The 15,239-nt window shown below is 60.7% G+C and carries 14 protein-coding genes and 1 tRNA gene; 6 read left to right on the plus strand and 9 right to left on the minus strand.

Going from position 1 to position 15,239, the window contains the following annotated elements; all coding sequences use genetic code 11:
• Positions 1 to 19 precede the first annotated feature (19 nt).
• Genes HMPREF0291_RS08250 through HMPREF0291_RS08270 form a run of 5 tightly spaced genes read left to right on the plus strand, consistent with a single transcriptional unit; the run spans position 20 to position 5,974 of the window.
• Positions 20 to 1,246: a DEAD/DEAH box helicase gene (locus HMPREF0291_RS08250; RefSeq protein ID WP_005290196.1), complete on the plus strand. Its 1,227-nt coding sequence runs from the start codon at positions 20 to 22 to the stop codon at positions 1,244 to 1,246.
• An 11-nt stretch (positions 1,247 to 1,257) separates the two neighbouring features.
• Positions 1,258 to 2,640 (plus strand): hemolysin family protein, encoded by a 1,383-nt coding sequence (locus HMPREF0291_RS08255; RefSeq protein WP_005290198.1) that lies wholly within the window; start codon positions 1,258 to 1,260, stop codon positions 2,638 to 2,640.
• Positions 2,637 to 3,686 carry a hemolysin family protein gene (locus HMPREF0291_RS08260; RefSeq protein WP_005290200.1) on the plus strand — a complete coding sequence of 350 codons (1,050 nt, stop codon included), beginning with the start codon at positions 2,637 to 2,639 and terminating at the stop codon, positions 3,684 to 3,686. Before HMPREF0291_RS08255 ends, HMPREF0291_RS08260 begins: the two co-directional genes overlap by 4 nt.
• Positions 3,683 to 4,543, plus strand: a complete 861-nt coding sequence (locus HMPREF0291_RS08265; RefSeq protein WP_005290202.1) for a hypothetical protein — start codon at positions 3,683 to 3,685, stop codon at positions 4,541 to 4,543. Before HMPREF0291_RS08260 ends, HMPREF0291_RS08265 begins: the two co-directional genes overlap by 4 nt.
• A 33-nt stretch (positions 4,544 to 4,576) precedes the next feature.
• On the plus strand, positions 4,577 to 5,974 hold the full coding sequence (locus tag HMPREF0291_RS08270; protein WP_005290204.1) for a vWA domain-containing protein: 1,398 nt from the start codon (positions 4,577 to 4,579) through the stop codon (positions 5,972 to 5,974).
• Between the two features lie 69 nt (positions 5,975 to 6,043).
• On the opposite strand, the gene HMPREF0291_RS08275 is transcribed toward HMPREF0291_RS08270, so the two are convergent.
• The 5 genes from HMPREF0291_RS08275 to secA2 form a co-directional block, all read right to left on the minus strand.
• The gene (locus HMPREF0291_RS08275) at positions 6,044 to 6,619 is read right to left on the minus strand and encodes a MerR family transcriptional regulator (protein WP_005290205.1); all 576 of its coding nucleotides are present in this window, start codon (positions 6,617 to 6,619) and stop codon (positions 6,044 to 6,046) included.
• Between the two features lie 120 nt (positions 6,620 to 6,739).
• Complete coding sequence (locus tag HMPREF0291_RS08280; protein ID WP_005290208.1) at positions 6,740 to 7,336, minus strand: bifunctional nuclease family protein; 597 nt, start codon at positions 7,334 to 7,336, stop codon at positions 6,740 to 6,742.
• A gap of 4 nt (positions 7,337 to 7,340) precedes the next feature.
• Positions 7,341 to 8,069 carry a transcriptional regulator FtsR gene (gene ftsR / locus HMPREF0291_RS11835; RefSeq protein ID WP_005290209.1) on the minus strand — a complete coding sequence of 243 codons (729 nt, stop codon included), beginning with the start codon at positions 8,067 to 8,069 and terminating at the stop codon, positions 7,341 to 7,343.
• A 12-nt stretch (positions 8,070 to 8,081) separates the two neighbouring features.
• A complete protein-coding gene (odhI, locus tag HMPREF0291_RS11840) occupies positions 8,082 to 8,510 on the minus strand; it encodes an oxoglutarate dehydrogenase inhibitor Odhl (RefSeq protein ID WP_005290211.1) in 429 nt (142 codons plus the stop codon).
• Between the two features lie 108 nt (positions 8,511 to 8,618).
• Positions 8,619 to 10,916, minus strand: coding sequence for an accessory Sec system translocase SecA2 (gene secA2, locus HMPREF0291_RS08295; RefSeq protein ID WP_005290213.1), 2,298 nt, complete (start codon positions 10,914 to 10,916; stop codon positions 8,619 to 8,621).
• 87 nt (positions 10,917 to 11,003) lie between these two features.
• Here secA2 and HMPREF0291_RS08300 point away from each other — a divergent pair.
• Positions 11,004 to 11,077: transfer RNA gene (locus HMPREF0291_RS08300), tRNA-Pro, on the plus strand.
• 100 nt (positions 11,078 to 11,177) lie between these two features.
• On the opposite strand, the gene HMPREF0291_RS08305 is transcribed toward HMPREF0291_RS08300, so the two are convergent.
• From HMPREF0291_RS08305 to HMPREF0291_RS08320, 4 genes are all read right to left on the minus strand, one after another.
• Positions 11,178 to 12,365, minus strand: a complete 1,188-nt coding sequence (locus tag HMPREF0291_RS08305; protein WP_005287373.1) for an IS481 family transposase — start codon at positions 12,363 to 12,365, stop codon at positions 11,178 to 11,180.
• A 236-nt stretch (positions 12,366 to 12,601) separates the two neighbouring features.
• Positions 12,602 to 13,639 carry an alcohol dehydrogenase catalytic domain-containing protein gene (locus HMPREF0291_RS08310; protein ID WP_040423719.1) on the minus strand — a complete coding sequence of 346 codons (1,038 nt, stop codon included), beginning with the start codon at positions 13,637 to 13,639 and terminating at the stop codon, positions 12,602 to 12,604.
• 240 nt (positions 13,640 to 13,879) lie between these two features.
• Complete coding sequence (locus HMPREF0291_RS08315) at positions 13,880 to 14,239, minus strand: VOC family protein (RefSeq protein WP_040423721.1); 360 nt, start codon at positions 14,237 to 14,239, stop codon at positions 13,880 to 13,882.
• Between the two features lie 72 nt (positions 14,240 to 14,311).
• Positions 14,312 to 15,202, minus strand: coding sequence for a CE1 family esterase (locus HMPREF0291_RS08320; protein WP_005290218.1), 891 nt, complete (start codon positions 15,200 to 15,202; stop codon positions 14,312 to 14,314).
• Between the last annotated feature and the right edge of the window lie 37 nt (positions 15,203 to 15,239).

A 15,239-nucleotide genomic window follows, 5' to 3' on the forward strand; every position in this document is an offset into this window, starting at 1 on the left:
GGGCTGTACACTTCATCCGATGCCCACATTCTCTGATCTCGGCCTGCCCCGCCCCATCGTCAACGTTCTCACGAAACAAGGAATCGAGGAACCCTTCCCAATCCAGGAAGCGGCGATCCCCGCTGTTCTCGACGGACGGGATGTGCTTGGGCGCGGGCCGACGGGCTCGGGTAAGACTTTTGCCTTCGGGCTACCGATGCTGGCGCTGCTCGCCGGTTCCCCGTCCAAACCCGGCCACCCGCGCGGCCTCGTCCTCGCCCCCACCCGTGAGCTCGCAGCGCAGATCCGCCAGCGACTCGACGATCCTGCTGCTGCCGCTGGTCTGCGTGTGCTCGAGGTTGTGGGCGGGGTGAACATCAACAACCACATTCGTTCGCTCGCAGCGCCAGTGGACCTGCTCGTCGCTACGCCCGGACGCGCCCAGGACCTGATCAACCAGGGCAAGCTCAGCTTCGATTCCGTCGCCGTCACAGCGATTGACGAGGCTGACCAGATGGCCGACATGGGCTTTCTCCCCCAGGTCCGCAAGCTTGTCGACGCCACACCTGAAAACGGCCAGCGCCTACTGTTTTCGGCGACGCTGGACGGTGACGTGGAAAAGCTTGTGCAGCGGTACCTGACGGATCCTGTGACGCACTCGACGGCCCCTGCCCAGGCTGCCGTGGACACGATGCAGCACTACCAGCTGCTGGTGGGCAGCCGAGAGTCCAGGAACGAGATCGTGCCGCTCATCGCCGCGCGCGAGGGCAAGACCATCATGTTCATGCGCACGAAGCATGGCGTGGACCGGCAGGTGAAGAAGCTCCGTCGCGTCGGCATTGAGGCTCAGCCGCTCCACGGTGACAAGGGCCAGGGCGCACGCACCCGGGCTATCGAAGGATTCACAGACGGGTCTGTTCCTGTTTTGGTCGCAACCGATATCGCTGCACGCGGTATAGACATCAGCGACGTGTCCTTGGTCGTCCACATCGATCCCCCGGCCGAGCACAAGTCCTACCTGCACCGTGCCGGGCGCACCGCCCGCGCAGGCACGTCTGGCACTGTGGTGACCTTGGTCATGGACGAACAGCGCAAAGAAGTCGATCAACTGCTCCGCAAAGCGGGCGTGGACGCGCAAAAGGTCCGCGTTACCCCGATGTCCGACGAGTTAGTTAAGATTACGGGCGCGCAGGAGCCCCACGGCCGCCCGCTACCGCCGCCCGGCCAACCGCAGACAACCAAGCGCTCCCGCGGGAAACGGCGCTAACAACACCACCTATGGATCTTCTCATCTCTCTACTCGCCCTTTTGGGTTTTGTGCTGCTCACGGCCTCAACCGGTCTGTTTGTCGCCATCGAATTCGCGCTCACCGGCATGGAGCGCTCAACCGTGGACAACCATGTGCAGGAGAAGGGAGATAAGACCGCTCTGGCCGTTCAACGCGACCACAGCAACCTCTCTTTCGTCCTCTCGGGGGCGCAGCTGGGCATCACGCTGACTACTCTTGCGACTGGTTTTCTTGCAGAGCCGGTGCTGGCTCGCTTCTTCGGCCCCGCGCTCGAGCTCGTTGGGCTCAGTGAGTCCGCCTCGAGCGCCGTCGCCCTCATCCTCGCCCTCGTCGTGGCAACGACACTGTCCATGGTGTTCGGCGAGCTGGTACCGAAGAACATCGCGATTACTGAGCCGTTGGCCACGGCCCGTTTCGTCGTGCCGCCCGTCAATGCCTTCAACACGGTGTTCAAGTGGTTCATTAAGGCGATGAATGCATCGGCAAACTGGTTCGTGCGCAAGCTCGGGATTGAGCCGGCAGATGAGCTCGCCTCCGCCCGCTCAGGTCCTGAGTTGGGCGCTATGGTCCGCAGCTCCGCAGAAGCGGGTGGACTCGATGAGCAGACCGCCCGCATGATCGACCGCTCCCTTCAGTTCGGTGAGACCACCGCGGAAGAGGTCATGACGCCGCGGTCGACGGTCAAGTCCCTCGATGTCTCGGATACGGTAAATGACCTGATCGCGTTGGCGATGGAATCCGGCCACTCCCGCTTCCCTGTCCGCAACGGTGACCTGGATGACACCGTGGGACTGGTTCACATCAAAGACGCGTTCTCGGTCGCCCGGGACCAACGCGCCACGACGCGGCTAGGCGATCTAGCCAAGCCGGTCAGCTACGTCCCCGGCACACTCGACGGAGATGCTGTTCTCGATCAAGTGCGTTCCGCCGGTTCACAGGTTGTGCTCGTTGCGGACGAGTACGGCGGCACCCAGGGCTTGGTCACCATTGAAGACGTCGTCGAAGAAATCCTCGGCGAAGTCTACGACGAGTACGACGACCGCGAGTCCGAGCGCGACTTCCAGCGCTTCGGAAAGTCGTGGGAAGTCTCCGGCCTTGTACGCCTCGACGAACTGTCGGAGCGGATCAGTTACACCGCCCCTGACGGGCCGTATGAAACTCTTGGAGGGTTGATCATGGCCTCGCTCGGCCAAGTCCCCTCTGTCGGCGATACTGTGGTTCTCCCCCACCCTGCCCAAGATCTTTCGGAGGAGCTCGAGGAAGCGAACGCTGGCCGTTGGCTGGCTCGTGTGTCCATCATGGAGGGCCGTCGACTGGACAAAGCCATTCTGACGCCAATCTCCTCCGATGATATCGGGAGGTACCAGTCATGAGCATCTGGACTGCCACCATCCTCATCATCGCCCTGCTAGCTGCCAATGCCTTCTTCGTGGCCACGGAGTTCGCGCTCGTCTCGTCGAGACGCGATCGCCTCGAATCCATGATCGCGCAGGGCAAGACCAGCGCACGGCGCGCTTTGGAAGCCACGGAGCATCTGTCGCTGTACTTGGCCGGCGCTCAGTTCGGCATCACTTTCGCCTCGCTCATTCTGGGTAAGGTCGCCGAACCTGCCATCGCGCATTTTTTGGAGGATCCTTTCACCAGCATCGGAGTGCCGGAGAACCTCCTGCACCCGATCTCGTTCGTCATCGCCCTGCTCATCATCACGATCCTCCACATCATCTTCGGCGAGATGATCCCGAAGAACATCGCGATCGCCGGGCCTGAAACGCTCGCTGTGTGGCTGACACCGGTGATGAATGTCTGGGTGAAGCTGACCCGGCCCTTGATCTTCGCGTTGAACGAGATCGCCCGCTGGACGCTCTACCTCTTCGGCATTGAGCAGCGCGACGAACTCGACGCCACAGTGGACCAGGAGCAGCTGGCCAACATGATCTGGGAGTCCCGGCAGGAAGGGCTTCTGGACGAAGAGGAGACCACCCGCCTTGCCTCTGCCCTGTCGTCCGAGTCGCGCAGCCTGCAGGAGGTGATGATCCCCATCGACAAGCTGGTGACCATCCCCTACTCCCGGCAAGGGATTCCTCTGCGCGTCCTTGAAAACGCTGTCCGTGAGACCGGATACTCGCGTTTCCCGGTGGAGGGCACCGATGGCGCACTGCTCGGGTACATCCACGTCAAGGACGTCCTCGACCTCCTCGACTCGGAGATGGAGAGCCCGGTCATCCCGTACAACCGCGTCCGTCGCTTGAGCATTGTCGACGGCTCCGGCAGCCTCGACGACGCGTTGACCGCAATGCACCGTCGCTCCGCTCACATGGCCCAGGTCCGCGACAACGGTGAGCTAGTGGGTGTTCTCGCGCTTGAGGACCTGATCGAGGAGTACGTGGGCACCGTGACCGACTGGACCCATGAGCAATGATCTCGCTCGCGCGTGAGGAGTGGAGCGAACTCGCTGAAACCCACGAGAAGCGTGCCCGACAGTGGGTCGATCCGCACATAGCGCGGCGCAGCCGTGGTGAGAAGCATCCGATCTGGGATTTCCTCTTCGACTACTACCCTGTTCGCCCCACGCACCTCACGCGCTGGCACCCGGGCCTTGGCACGAAGCTTCTCGACGCGTCCGATGCCCCTCACACTTCATGGCGCGATTACCAGCGCGGCCCTGACGGAACAGTCACCCTCGACGTCGAATCGTTCCTCGCCCGCCGGCGGTCCGATATGGAAAATATTCGGGTTCTGTTGCGCGCTATTGATCACAACCGCCCGCAGTTCGACTGCTTCGGTTTGCACGAATGGGCCATGGTCTACAACACCGGGCGACCCCGTCACGACGTTCCGTTGCGGTTGGGGCAACGGGGCACAGATGACGTGGTCAAGCAGCACGATCTGAAGTGCACGCACTTTGACGCGTACCGCTTTTTCACTCCACCCGCGAAACCGCTCAATCTGACCGTGCTTGACTCTGCCACCCGCCCCGCGAATGACCAGTGCGGATGCCTTCACGTGGGCATGGACCTGTACAAATGGGCGACCAAGATGGGCCCGCTTGTGCCCGGTGACCTCATGCTGGACTGCCTGGAGCTGGCGATGGATATTCGACTGCTGGACATGGAGGCCTCCCCGTATGACTGCCGCACGCTCGGCTTCGGGGTGGTCCCGATTGAGACGCCGGAGGGCAAAGCTGAGTACGTAGCAAAGCAGCGCGCGTTCTCTGCGCGAGCGGAACCTTTGCGAAATCAGCTGCTTCAACTTCTTGACGCTGCATTTACCCGATAAGCTGTCTATCGTAACTATTGCGAAAGGCAGACCATGGCTCGGCATTCCAACGGCAAGAACAACTACGCCCTGTCCAAGGGCGCAATTGCGTTCCTCGTATTGCTCGCCCTCATGATGCTTGCGGTTGCGGCTGCGGGGGTGGTGTGGGGAACGCATCGTGGCAAAGCGGGCGGGAACCAAGCCGCGCCCGAGTGCGTGTCCGGTGAGTTAGCCCTGCCCGTCGCTGCGTCGTCGGAAGGCGTGGCCCGCGAGGTGATCAACGCCTACGCCAACTCCCAGCCTGTGGTCCGCGATTATTGTGTTCAGCCTGTCTACGTGGACAACCTGAGCGAGGCCGCTGTATACATTGCGCCTAACACACCGATCTCCCACCAGGAGATCGCGCATGCACAACGCAGTGCCACGACCAACGAGCCCGCCTCCGTGTATTCGTCGGTCGTCGGACTTGCCGGGCCTAATGAGATCGACCCGGCCACAGTGGACATCAAACAGGTGGACTTCCCCACCGATGAACAGCCCGAAGCATCTGCAGTTGTCGCCTCCGCTGTAGCTGACAACGATAACGCCGCCGTTGCCGCCCTGACCGAACAGCGTGTGGGCACCGCCGCATCCGACACCGCGAACTCCACCCGCTTCGTTGCCAGCGATGAATCCAACGTCCCCGACGGATTCACATTCAGCCCGTTAGCCGATACCTCTGTCGTCTACTCTGCCATCCCGCTGAATACGACGGACGCCGTCACAGAGGACCAAACTCGAGCGGCTCAAGCATTCGCAGACTTCGCGAGTGAACAGTACGGCAACGACTCCCAGCTCCCGGTCGTCGCTGAGTCGGTCTGGGCCGCTGCCCGCCCCAACGGTGGAGAACGCATCTCCACAGCGGCGCAGGAGCACGAACCAGCGCAGACGGAGATCGGTGAACCGATTGACACCCTGTTCCTGCTGGACACCTCGGATCAAATGGCACACTTTGCGGAACCGGTGGCCCAAAGCATTGGAGCGGTGGCTACTTCACTTACGGACGCTGGGCGCCAAGTTGCGCTGTGGAACTACTCCTCGCCGCTCAACCCCGGCGTCACCCAGAGCTTCCGCCGCAACGTGGAGTTCACCAACGATGGCGCGCAGATCGGTGCCGCCGCACAAGGCTTCATCAATGCCGGTGCCCCCCGCACCCGTGAAGCCGTCGCAGCCGCGCTGAAGTATGCAGAGTCTGTTGAAACTCCCATCCGAGTGATGTTGATTACCTCAGGCACTGTCGACGACGCTGACGTGACACCGGCTATCGCACACGCTCGTGCAGCTGGAGTTGAACTGTCTGTCGTTCACGTTGGTGCCGCGCCAAAAGACCAGGTGCTTATCGACGCAGCAACCTCCTCCACTGACCTCTCTTCCCCAGTCGATTCCGCTATCCGCGAGGCAGTAGGACTCTAAAACTCCCTACGTAAAAGGAAAACCCTGCTGGAGATTATCCAGCAGGGTTTGACGTATCTTCGGTTGACCCTAGGAGCTGCGACGCTCCCGGCGGGCAGCCAGTTCATCGAGTGCGACGACGTTGTCGGATTCTTCTGCGACAGCGTCGCCGCCGATCCGCTCGGAGGGGAACGCCGAGATGGTGCCGGTGAGCTCCTTGACGATCTGCGGAACAGCGATGGCGAACACGCCCTGGCCACCGCCGAGCAGGTCGATGATCTCGTCGTTGCTGCGGCACTCGTAGACGGTGGTACCGTCGGAAACGAGGGTGATCTCGGAGATCTCGTTGATGCCGCGATCACGCAGGTTGTCCACGGCGAGGCGAATGTTCTGCAGGGAGATGCCGGTGTCCAGCAGGCCCTTGACGATCTTCAGGACGAGGATGTCAGTGAAGGAGTAGAGACGCTGCGAGCCGGAGCCTGTGGCGTTTCGGATGGAGGGGTTCACCAGATCGGTGCGCGCCCAGTAGTCCAGCTGGCGGTACGTGATGCCGGCAACCTGGCATGCGATGGGCACGCGGTAGCCAACCTCATCCGACGGCCCGAGGTCAAACAGGCTTTCCTGGACAGGGGCGTCGATGTCATCGTGACTGTCGAAGATACTCACGTAATTACTCCCATGATGTTTAGAGAAGGGCGCACTAGTTATTTAAAGCCAAGCTTAAGCTGCGGTCAAGACCAGGGACACCGACACGCCGTAACTTCAAGCTCAACTTTAACTTTAGAGCTACTCTTCCCCACTGTCATCTTCAGTCACATCTTTAACCTCGGATCCTTCGAATCCGAGGTCCTGCTCTGATACGCCGAGATCGCGCATCAGTTGCTGAAAATCAGCGTCTGCCTTGGCATCACCAGAGGCAGAATCAGATCCGGCTGGTACCGCTTCGTCATCGACTTCAATGTCGAAGTAATCCAGCGCATCCTCCGCTGACAGCCACAATGACGACTGCGACAAGACAGTTTCATCAACCTCAATCGGCATGTCCAGCATGACGGACAGGACGAACGCGTCCGTCGGGCGGCAATCGAACTCGGCACCGTCCTCCATCGTGATCTGCGCCATGAACACGCCATTGTGATAGTTAGTCAGCTCAATAGCAGCGATGCCGGCAGTGGACTGCTCGATGAGATCGAGCAGCAGATCATGCGTGTCGGGGCGCGTCGGCTCCCAGTCACCGATGCGTCCAATGAGCTGCGCCCCACCGACGGGCGGCAACCACACCGGGACGAAACGGCGACGCTCCTCCCATAGGAGCAGTGCACACAGGAAGCTTTCCGGCCCGACGGGAAAGACCCCACAAAATGTGACGGGAACAGAGGTCATAGGCCTACGCCCCTAGCCCGCGGCGCAGCTCGTTCTTCACCAAGGCAGAGTTCAAAGACACCACAAGCGAGGCCACCTGCTGCCCGAGCTCGTCAGCTTCCTGCTTTGCGGAGGCTTTACCCGACTTCGCAACAGGGTCAACGACCTTTGCCACCATGTCCGCTTGCCTGCCTGCAGCGTTACGAAGGGCTTTCAGGTGGCGTCCATCAAGACCGAATTCAGCCAACGAAGCCGCCGTGCTGACGATCCGTACGTCATCGGCGGAGAACAACCCACTCGAGTCCGGGACAATCAATCCAGCATTGATGCACTTCGTTACGAAGGGCTGCTCGCACTGAGCCTGCACGGCCACGTCTTTGTCTGTCAGGCGCGTCGCCTTCGCCGCGCCGATGCTCTCCGAGGAAATGACCTGCTCAGAGACCACGACGACGTCTCCGGAATCCATGGCTTCAAGCTGCTCGCGAATGACTTTGAGCGGCAGGTAGTTATCCCGCTGCGTCACCAAGATGTAGCGCAGGCGATCAATATCAGCCTCAGTGAAGCGCCGGTACCCCGACTCTGTGCGCTCCGGGCTGATCAGCCCCTCCGCTTCGAGGAACCGGATCTTCGACACAGTGACATCCGGAAATTCTTCGCGCAGGCGTTGGATGACCACGCCGATGGACATGGTCTTGTTCCCCGTCTTCTTTGCCTGTTGGGGTGCCTGTTGTTGGGTTTTCCGGATCGCGGTCACTGTGCAGAAGGATTACTCAGATTCAGAGATGAAAACGAGGCGGAACTTGCCGATCTGAATTTCGTCGCCGGTAGACAGCGCCTGGGAGTTGCGCGGCTCGCGGTTAACGTAGGTGCCGTTGAGGGATCCGACGTCGACGACCTCGAACTCGCCGGAATTGCGGCGGAACTCAGCGTGACGGCGGGACACAGTCACGTCATCGAGGAAGATGTCTGCCTCGGGGTGGCGGCCTGCGGTGGTGGTGTCACGGTCCAGCAGGAAGCGGGCACCTGCGTTCGGGCCACGCTTCACAACGAGGAGGGCTGCGCCTTCCGGCAGGCCCTCCACGCCACCGACGTTGTCAGAGGCGGTAGCTCCCGTCTCCATCTCCTTCAGAAGATCGGCACGGAATACCGAAGTGGTTTCTACCTGTGCCTCCGGCGTACCGGTGTTCTCGCTCATGTCTTCTCCTGACGCTTTCGACGGATGTCAATCGTTATTCAACTTCACGCCCATCATACCGACAACTTCGTCGACCGCGCTGCGATCGTGGGCGGTTCGCGCTCTAACCTACCGGAACATGCTGGCTATCCCAGAGATGACCGAATTTCCTCCCCCGGCGAGCGGGTTGTCGGACACCATGTAGGTCCACGTTGCGCTCGGGCGCTTCCAGCCGGCGTTAGCGAGGTGGGCGCCGCGGTCGTCGATAAGCACCTGCTCAAAGGTGTCAACGGCACGATCGACAGCGCGTTGTGCCAGCTCCTTGAACTCCCGCACGGCAATTCGGTGATACTCGGTCAGCGGGGTTTCGCGCGCGATGGCCCGCAGGTGGATGGACTCGCGGACATCGTCCATATGGGCCAGATGCTCGGACCATTCGTCGTCGAGGTGGAAAAGCATGATCTCGCGCGCGGCCTGTTCACGCACATGCTTATCGACGCCCGCAGCCTCGACCTCCGCAGCCTTCTCCGGCGCACGCTGCGACAGTTCGACCCATGCACGGTCGGTGTCCAAGAGGATGCCGCGGCGCTCGTCGATAATAGCCCGGTGATCTGCAAGGAGCTGGTTGTACTTCCACGTCTGCGCGTGGATTTCCAGCAGTTGGCCTTCAGTGACACGCTGGCAGTGAGCCACGAAGTCGTGGATGCGTTTTGCGTCCACCCGGCCATCGGCATCGGGCTGCGCAGAGATCTTCTCGTCCGCTCCACCCGCGGCCACGATGTCATCTTCGAGGGACACGAAGAACAAACTCAAGCCAGGATCGCCCTGGCGTCCCGCGCGGCCACGGAGCTGATTGTCCAGGCGCGCTGTGCGGTGGCGGGCCGTACCGATCACCGCTAGTCCACCGAGTTCCGCAACGGCGTCGTGGTCGGCCTCGTCAGCGCCGCCCAGGCGAATGTCGGTACCTCGTCCGGCCATCTGCGTCGACACCGTGACGCGGCCCAGATCGCCCGCTTCTGCCACGATGCGCGCCTCCTCCGCATCGTTCTTGGCGTTGAGCACGTTGACCTCGATGCCGCGCTGCATCAAAGCGTCAGCAAGAGCCTCAGACTCAGCCACGTCGTGCGTGCCGACGAGCACTGGCTGCCCCGTTTCATGAAGGTGGGCAATCTCGGCGACGATGGCTTTGAACTTCTCATCCATGGTGACGTAGACGCGATCCTGCTCGTCGAAACGTTGCAGGGGCTTAGCCCGCTCGATGACCGAGACGCGCAGATCGTAGAACTGGCGCAGTTGATCCGTCGCCTCCACCGCAGTACCTGTCATCCCGCACACGAGCGGGTAACGGCGCATCAGTGCCTGGAGCGTGATGGAGTCGAGGATGCGGCCGCCCTCACTGACATCGAGTCCTTCCTTCGCTTCGACAGCCGCCTGCAAACCGTCGGGCCAGCGTTGTAGCTCAGCGACGCGACCACGGGAGGCATCCACTAGGTCGATCTTGCCGTCCTGAACGATGTAGTGGACATCGCGGATGAGCAGCGCTTTCGCGTGCAATGCGAGGTTGACGCGGACGAGAATCGTGCCGATGTTCCCATCCGAATACAGCGAGTCAATACCGAGAGACTTCTCCACCTTGGCGGCGCCGTCGTCGGTCAGGAACACATTGCGGCGATCCGCATCGATCGTGTAGTCGATCCCCTCCCTCAAATGGGAAACAGCTTCCGTGATCTGCCCGGTAGCCTGCTCTCCTGGCTTGGAACCGGCGAGGACGAGCGGGACTAAGGCTTCGTCGACAAGCACGCTGTCTGCTTCGTCGACAAGCGCAACGTCAGCTCGCGCCTGAACAGTCTGGCCGCGACTCGTGATTTGGTTGTCGCGCAGGTGGTCAAATCCGATTTCCGCAACTGGCGCGTAGACTACGTCCGCCCTGTACGATTCAACCCGGTCTTCGCGCTCGCTCGATTCGGTGACAAAGCCCACCTTGAGCCCGAAGAATTCGACGAGCGGGCGCATCCACTCCGCGTCACGCTGCGCGAGGTAGTTGTTCACGGTGATGACGTGCACACGCTTGCCAGTGAGTGCGAAGCCCGTGGCAGCCATCGCACCCACGAGCGTCTTGCCTTCACCGGTGGCCATCTGAATCACGTCGCCTTCGAGCAGACGCAGTACCGCTTGATTCTGCACGTTGAACGGCGTCATCCCCAACGTGCGGGCTGAGGCCACAGAAAGAATGGCGAGAAACTCTGGCTTCTTCTGAATCTGCCCGTCCACAACGGTTGCCCGGATCTCCTTGGCGAGCTCCGCATCACTGCGCCCCTCGTACGCAGGCATGAGCTCGTGCGCGGTAGCGACAATGCCTTTCGACTTCTTGTCGTTGCGCTCAGACGTAGAGCCCATCGCTTTCCAGAACCAGTCAAACTTACCCATAGTGCGACTCTACGTGACCTGCTGATTACTGATTAAACTGACCGTGCTGTAATCTATCGAAGTTCCCCAAGAATGCTTTGGGAGCAACGGGCTGTGGCGCAGTTTGGCAGCGCACTACACTGGGGGTGTAGGGGTCGCAGGTTCAAATCCTGTCAGCCCGACAATTGTCATCAGTCGCGACATTGTTGACAGATGAGTCGCGACATGGTGGACAAACCGGCGTCTTGGTGTTTATTTTTTCCAAGGCGCCGGTTGTGGTTTTCAGGTCAGTGGGGGTTGGCCTTTTCGCCAGTATGGTTTTTGGTAGTTGCGGGATGTGTCGATGTAGTGCTCGGTGATGGGTTCGCCGGTTTCTTTTAGTGATGTCGTGATGTGGTTGTCGGTGATGATCATCAGGACTTCTTCGCCGCTGTGGGCTCGGCCGATTCCTAGGCTGTAGAGCCTGCCGGCGTAGCGGATGGTGACTTTGCCGCTGGCGGCGACGACGTCGTTGCGGGTGCGCCATTCTTCTTTCGGGGTGAAGGTTGGTTCAGCTTTAGGTCCTGTTGTGTAGGCCTGGTGTGGGGTACGGCGTCCGAGTGATCGGTGGGGGCGTTCGGTGTTGTAGTAGGCGGTGAATTCGTTGAGCTGCCGTTGTAGTTGGGGGATGGTTTCTGCTGGTGGTTGTGCGTTGATCCAGCGTTTGAGTGTTTGGTGGAAGCGTTCGATTTTGCCTTGGGTTTGTGGGTGGCCTGGCCGGCCGTTTTTCTGCTGGATACGGTTGTCGTTAAGTGTTTTCTCGAATGCGTTTCTGCCGCCTTTGCGTCCGGCTAGTCGGGCGGTGAACACCAGCCCGTTGTCAGTGAGTGTGGATGCCGGTGGGCCGTAGGTGTCGATGAGGCGCTGTAGTTCTGCTGCGACAGCTGGCCCTGTAAATGCTGGCCGGGCGGTGATCGATAGCAGGTAGCGGGAGTGGTCGTCGATGAAGTCGAGGACTTCTACGCGCCTGCCGTCGATGAGGAAGAGGTAGGTGATGTCGGCCTGCCAGCATTCGTTGGGCATGGCCGCTTCAAACCTGATGTAGGAGCTGCGTGGTTTCTTTTGCGGTTGCGGGGCAACAAGTCCGGCTTCAGTGATGATCCGGCGGATCGTCGATGTTGACGGCACACGCAGGCCTTGTTGTCCTAAGTGGAAAGCGATGGTGTCGGGCCCTGCGTCGAAACCTGCTTTGGTGAGTTCTTTGCGCATGTCGATGATGTGGTTGCGCAGGGTCTCCGGCACGGCATTGGGGTGGGTGTGCGGCGCGCGCGATTTGGGGGCGATGGCTTGTTCGCCTCCGGCGTCGAACTCGGAGAGGATCTTGTAGATGCGTTGGCGGGAGATGCCGAATCGTTTGGCGACTTTGGTGACTGGTTCGCCTTGATCGCGGACGGCTTTGACGATGGCGAGATTTCGGTTCGGGCTGTTCATCTGTCAACGATGTCCCGACTGATACCAGCACCGTCACTAAACACGCGGGGGTGGCGGGAGGTGTCAATGATGTCGCGACTGAGGTGTCAACCATCACCCCAGATTGTTTCTACCCCCTAAGTGTCAACAATGTCGCGACTGACCTGTCAACCATCAGGAATGCTGTCCCAGGCACGCCGTGTCAACTATGTCATGACTTCAGACACTGTCAGCCCGACAATTCTTTTCACGGGTTCTTACGGCTTGAGGACGACCTTGATGCAGCCGTCCTCCTTCTTCTGGAACTTCTCGTACATGGCAGGGGCGTCGTCAAGCGGCGCGGTGTGCGTTTTCAGGTCGAGCACGCCGAGGGGGTCGGACGGGTCGTCGACCAGCGGGAGGATGTCATCGGTCCAGTTGCGCACGTTGCACTGGCCCATCCGCATCTGGATCTGCTTGTCAAAGAGCGTCATCATCGGCATCGGGTCCTTCATCCCGCCGTAGACGCCGCCGACGGGAGAACCGTGGGCTTCCATGCCGACGGCGTCGACGATGGAGTCGGACCCGCGGCCGTCGCAAAGCTCTTGCAGCTTCTCGACGACATCCTCGCCGTCCTCGATGACCTCGATCCCGTGCCGGGCCGCCATGGCGCGCCGCTCCGCGACGGGGTCGACTCCGATGACGCGGTAGCCGAAGTGCGCACCGATACGGGTAGCCATCTGCCCGATCGGGCCGAGGCCGAGCACAGCGAGGGTGCCGCCGTCAGGGACACCTGCGTACTTGACGCCCTGCCAGGCGGTCGGCAGAACGTCAGAAAGGAAGAGGTAGCGCTCGTCCTCGCCGACGCTGGGGACCTTGATGGGGCCGTAGTCGGCGTGCGGGACGCGCAGGTACTCGGCCTGGCCGCCGGGCAGCGAGCCGTAGAGGCGCGAGTAACCGAACAGGGTAGCTCCCTTGTCGTACTCCTTCACCTGCGTGGTCTCACACTGAGACTGAAAGCCGCGCTCGCACATGAAGCAGTGACCGCAGGAGACGGTGAAGGGGACCACGACGCGGTCGCCGGGCTTGAGGTTGGTCACAGCACTGCCGACCTCCTCGACAATGCCCATCGGCTCGTGCCCGATCACGTCGCCCTTGTCCATGAAGGGTCCAAGGACCTCGTAGAGGTGGAGGTCAGAGCCGCAGATGGCGGTGGAGGTGACGCGGATGATGGCGTCGGTGGGTTCGATGATCTTGGGGTCGGGGACGTCCTCGACACTCACGGTGCGTTTCCCTTGCCAGGTCAGTGCTTTCATGGGGAACCTTTCCATGGTTAGGGTGTGGCCGAGCGTAATCCCGACTTCTTTGAGTGCGCAACGTTTTTAGGCAGTGTGAAACTTTCGCCAGTAAAACAAAGGCTATTCGTCGAGTTGCGGTGGCTTTCATCCGGCACGCGAAAATCAGGAGTGGGGTTAGATCGGGCTCACCGCTGAGGGGTCGAAAGATGAGTTGTCCGAGGCCTTTACTCTTTGCAGCTGTTGGCCTCGTCAGCAGACCTAGTCAATAGGCGCGACGCGAATAAGATTCCCGTCGGGGTCTTCGATTACAAACGTCGTGCCGAACACTTCCTCATAGGGCTCGCGGAGGATCGTTACCCCTTTGTTCTTCCACTGTTCGAACGTGGTGGTGACCTCTTCGGCAGGCACGTTCAGGCATACCTCCGAAGTGCGATTCGCTGCACCTTCCAGCGAGTTGGCATTTCCCGACCATAGCGCTAAGAACACCCCCTCACCCAGCGCGAAGGTGACGTAGCGGGGCGTGACAAAGTCGGTCTCAAGACCCAGGAGGTCACTATAGAAAGCGACCGATGCGTCGATGTCCGAGGCGTACACGATGAAAACAAGTTCACGGTTCACTATTTGCTCCTTACTTTCGAGATCGTGGACACCAGGATAGGTAAAAACCCGCCGGAGCAATTGATTGTGCGGTTACTGCGGGTTCGGCCCCACCGCGCCGGTGAAATCCACACCGAAGAAGTCCAGAATCGTCTCTGTTCCGAATCCGTCAGATGGTTGGGTGGCGAAGCTGTCGTCCTGCTTACTGCCCGGCCAGACGTGCCTACCGCCGTCGAGGCGGTAATGGCGCAGCTGCGCATCACAGCCCTCCCACACGAGCTCTTCGCCGGGACGGCGGATCTCTGCGCGGACGGGTTCGGGTTCGCAGTGGTTTCGCCGAGCTGCGTTAGCCATGACGTCTTGAATACTGAGGATGGCCTCGTTGTGGCGCACTCCCCCGTAGTAGTCGATGATGCCGTCTTTGGTGCCGTGCATGTCGATCTGCTTGACCGGGGTTGGCGAACAATCATCGAAGACTTTGTCGTAGAACGCGGCAGACACTGTCGCAATGCCGGTGATCTGATGGGAACGGTGGCACGCGGCATAGGCGGCAAACCCGCCGCCGTTCGACAGGCCGGTGACGAATACTTTGGCGGGATCGATCGAGAACTCCTCGAGCATCTCTTGCCGCACCGCGTCGAAGTACGCCAGATCCTGCTCCCCCGATGTCTTCGCGTAGGGCGCCGGCGCCCATGCGCTGCCCACACCGTTCATGTACACGACCACTGCATGTGCTTTATCTAACTGAGTGAACTGACGCATTGCCTCCGCGTTGTTCGTATACCCATGAAACGCGAAAATCAGTGGTAGATCAGACCGCTCATCGACTTCCGGCGGCACGGTGAGGATGAATTCCCGGTCGAGTCCACCAGCTTTGATCTTCCGGGTTTCAGTGAACGGTTCACCCTCGAAATCGCGCACCGGTTGCACAAGTTCCTCACGAACCTTCTGCGTGACTTCCTCGGCGACGCTGTCGGCGCGCATCGACTCTTTATTGCCATCCCCGCATGCTGCAAGCGCC

Source organism: Corynebacterium genitalium ATCC 33030, from assembly GCF_000143825.1.
GTDB classification, from domain to species: domain Bacteria; phylum Actinomycetota; class Actinomycetes; order Mycobacteriales; family Mycobacteriaceae; genus Corynebacterium; species Corynebacterium genitalium.